2 protein-coding genes are annotated in these 3,719 nt (G+C 37.5%); one reads left to right on the forward strand and one right to left on the reverse strand.

What is annotated here, in order from left to right:
• The first annotated feature begins 67 nt into the window (after positions 1-67).
• Positions 68-964, forward strand: coding sequence for a DUF58 domain-containing protein (locus ACTHJT_RS06035; RefSeq protein ID WP_440237100.1), 897 nt, complete (start codon positions 68-70; stop codon positions 962-964).
• A gap of 112 nt (positions 965-1,076) precedes the next feature.
• Here the strand turns inward: ACTHJT_RS06035 and ACTHJT_RS06040 are convergent, their stop codons facing one another.
• A complete protein-coding gene (locus ACTHJT_RS06040) occupies positions 1,077-3,344 on the reverse strand; it encodes an aconitate hydratase (protein WP_440237101.1) in 2,268 nt (755 codons plus the stop codon).
• Positions 3,345-3,719 lie beyond the last annotated feature (375 nt).

A 3,719-nucleotide genomic window follows, 5' to 3' on the forward strand; every position in this document is an offset into this window, starting at 1 on the left:
TTGCTGCCGAACAAAAAAAATTAAACAAAAAAGGCATTTCAAGCATTATACTTTCTCCTAAATAAATATGAATTTAGAAGACCTACGCGAATACGGAAATTTAGAACTCTTAACTAAAAAGCTGGTTGATGGTTTTATTACAGGAAAACACAAATCACCTTATCATGGTTTTTCTGTAGAATTTGCTGAGCATAGAAATTACAATCCGGGAGACAATACCCGTTTTATTGACTGGAAAGTTTTCGCAAAAACAGACCGCCTATATACCAAGCAGTTTGATGAGGAAACAAACCTGCGCTGTGTTTTAGCCCTGGATATTAGTTCCAGCATGTACTTTCCTGAAGATAGCCTGGATAAAATACGTTTCTCAACGATTGCCTGTGGCTCCCTAGCTAATTTATTGCAAAGACAACGCGATGCATTTGGATTGAGTTTGTTCAGCGATTCAATTGAATACATGAGCCAAACCAAATCTACGTCTATACACCTGCACAACACACTTGTACAACTACAGCAGTTACTTGAAAAAAAGAATATTCAAAAAACGAGTAATCTGCCGGAAGTAATTCATCGTCTTGCTGAACAGATTCCACGCAGATCTATGGTTGTTATTTTTACAGATTTCCTGGGAGAAGATAAACGCATGGAAGAATTGTTTACTTCCTTACAACATCTCAGACATAATAAACACGATATCATTCTGTTTCACATATGGGATTCACAGCAGGAAGAATTGTTTGAATTGGAGGACCGTCCATATATCTTAACCGATGCAGAAAGCGGAGAAAAAATAAAAATCTATCCGCAAGAGATCAAAAAAGAATATACGAAAAAAGTACAGGCTTACTTCTATGAATTGAAGCTGCGATGCGGTGACTATGGGATTGAATTTGTGGAAGCAGATATCCGGAAAAGTTTTGATCAGATATTTGTTCCTTTTTTGTTGAAGAGGAACGCGATTTAAGTACTGAGTACTAAGTATAAAGTACAGAGTACAAAATCAGCATTCATTTTAAAATAAAAATAGCGCATCCAAATTGAATGCGCTATTTTTTATACTTGGCACTCAGTACTTATTAAGCTCCTACGTTAGCTCTGATGATATTTAAAGCACCGCCAGCTTTGAACCACTCAATTTGTTGTTCGTTGTAGCTATGGTTTACTTTAATTTCTTCTTTACTCCCGTCTTTATGATTTAACACAAGTGTTAATGGTACATTTGGAGTAAATGACTTCAGACCAACAATATCAATAGAATCATCTTCCTGAATCTTGTTGTAATCTTCTTTATTTGCAAACGTTAAGCCAAGCATACCTTGTTTCTTCAAGTTTGTTTCATGGATACGAGCGAATGATTTTACAAGTACCGCGCGTACACCCAAGTGACGAGGCTCCATGGCTGCGTGCTCTCTTGAAGAACCTTCACCGTAGTTTTCATCACCTACAACAATAGAACCAATACCTGCGGCTTTGTATGCACGCTGCGTAGCCGGTACTGGGCCATATGTACCTGTTAACTGGTTTTTAACTTCATCTGTTTTATCGTTGAAGAAGTTAACCGCACCAATCAACATGTTGTTTGAAATGTTATCCAAGTGGCCTCTGTATTTCAACCATGGGCCAGCCATTGAAATATGATCCGTTGTGCATTTACCTTTTGCTTTGATCAATAATTTAAGACCTATTAAATCGGTACCTTCCCAAGGAGTGAATGGATCCAGTAATTGTAAACGATCTGAAGTTGGAGAAACTGCTACTTGTACAGAAGAACCATCTGCAGCCGGAGCCTGGTAACCTGCATCTTCAACTGCGAATCCTTTCTTAGGAAGTTCATCACCAAACGGAGGATCCAGTTTCACTTTCTCACCTTTATCGTTGATTAATGTATCTGTGATCGGATTAAATGATAAATCACCTGCAATTGCGATCGCAGCAACCATTTCAGGAGATGCTACAAATGCAAATGTATTCGGGTTACCATCTGCACGTTTCGCGAAGTTACGGTTAAATGAGTGAACAATTGTGTTCTTCTCTTTTTTCTCAGCACCAACACGATCCCACATGCCGATACATGGCCCGCATGCATTGGTAAATATTTTTGCATTCAGATCAGTGAATGTACCTAATAAACCATCTCTGTCGGCAGTGTAACGTACTTGTTCAGAGCCAGGGTTAATACCGAATTCAGCTTTAGTAACAAGACCTTTTGCAACAGCTTGTTTAGCGATAGATGCTGCTCTTGATAAATCTTCATAGGAAGAGTTTGTACAAGAACCGATCAATCCCCACTCTACTTTTAACGGCCAGCCATTTTTAGCAGCTTCTTCTTTCATTTTAGAAACAGGCGTAGCCAAATCCGGAGTAAACGGACCATTCAAGTGTGGTTCTAATTCTGAAAGATTGATTTCGATTACCTGATCAAAATATTTTTCCGGAGAAGCGTATACTTCTGGATCTGCATTTAAATGCTGTTTGATACCGTTAGCTAAATCAGCAACATCTGCACGGCCTGTAGAACGTAAATAACGCTCCATAGATTCATCGTAACCAAATGTAGAAGTCGTAGCACCAATTTCAGCCCCCATGTTACAGATTGTACCTTTACCAGTACAAGACATAGAAGTTGCGCCTTCACCGAAGTATTCAACAATAGCACCAGTACCGCCTTTTACAGTTAATATACCTGCCACTTTCAAAATAACATCTTTAGGAGCTGTCCAGCCATTTAATTTACCAGTCAACTTTACACCGATTAATTTAGGGAATTTTAGTTCCCATGGAAGACCAGCCATAACGTCGCATGCATCCGCACCACCAACACCAATTGCCAACATACCTAAACCACCTGCATTCACCGTATGAGAATCTGTACCGATCATCATACCACCTGGGAACGCATAATTTTCCAATACAACCTGGTGAATAATACCTGCACCCGGTTTCCAGAAACCAATACCATATTTATTAGATACAGAACCTAAGAAATCAAAAACTTCTTTGCTTTCCTTTGTTGCAAAAGGCAAATCCTTTGTTGCACCTTCTCTTGCTGTAATTAAGTGATCGCAATGTACTGTTGATGGTACGGCAACTTTCGGACGCCCAGCCTGCATAAATTGTAATAATGCCATTTGAGCTGTTGCATCCTGCATAGCAACTCTATCCGGATTAAAATCAACGTATGATACCCCTCTTTCATATACTTTTGTAGCAACACCTTCGTCCAAATGCGAATAAAGTATTTTTTCAGTAAGGGTTAAAGGTTTACCCAACAACTTCTTTGCAGCCTCAATCCTTTGAGGCATAAGAGAATAGACCTTTTTTATCATCTCTAAATCAAATGCCATAATCCTTCTTTCGTTTTAATTAATAGTTTTCAATTGTCTTAGACAAAAATACGAAAAGAAACAATAATAAAAATTCAAAGTTTTATATTATCATTGTTCAACATATTGAATATTTTCTATGCAAAAACAATATTAAAATTGGATAATATATGTAAAAGCATGCAACTAATATTAACAAAGGATAATTTTTTTGATAAAATATTAGAAAAACACAAAAAGATAAACATTCGGTAAGCCATTACGTACAAGAAGGAAGATTTAAATTAAAACAGATACGATTATGGTAAATATGTACTCAATCAAAAAGCAGTTTTACATAGCTATTGGCTTATTTTCATTTTTTTCTCTGTTTGGTTTCCTGAATGCTCCATCAAC

The sequence above is a fragment of the Cytophaga sp. genome (assembly GCF_051961495.1).
Classification (GTDB): Bacteria; Bacteroidota; Bacteroidia; order Cytophagales; family Cytophagaceae; genus Cytophaga.

Bases quoted from the DNA above. Each gene is read 5' to 3' on its own strand.
- ACTHJT_RS06035 (WP_440237100.1), top strand. From the start codon at position 68: ATGAATTTAGAAGACCTACGCGAATACGGAAATTTAGAACTCTTAACT.
- ACTHJT_RS06040 (WP_440237101.1), bottom strand. From the start codon at position 3,344: ATGGCATTTGATTTAGAGATGATAAAAAAGGTCTATTCTCTTATGCCT.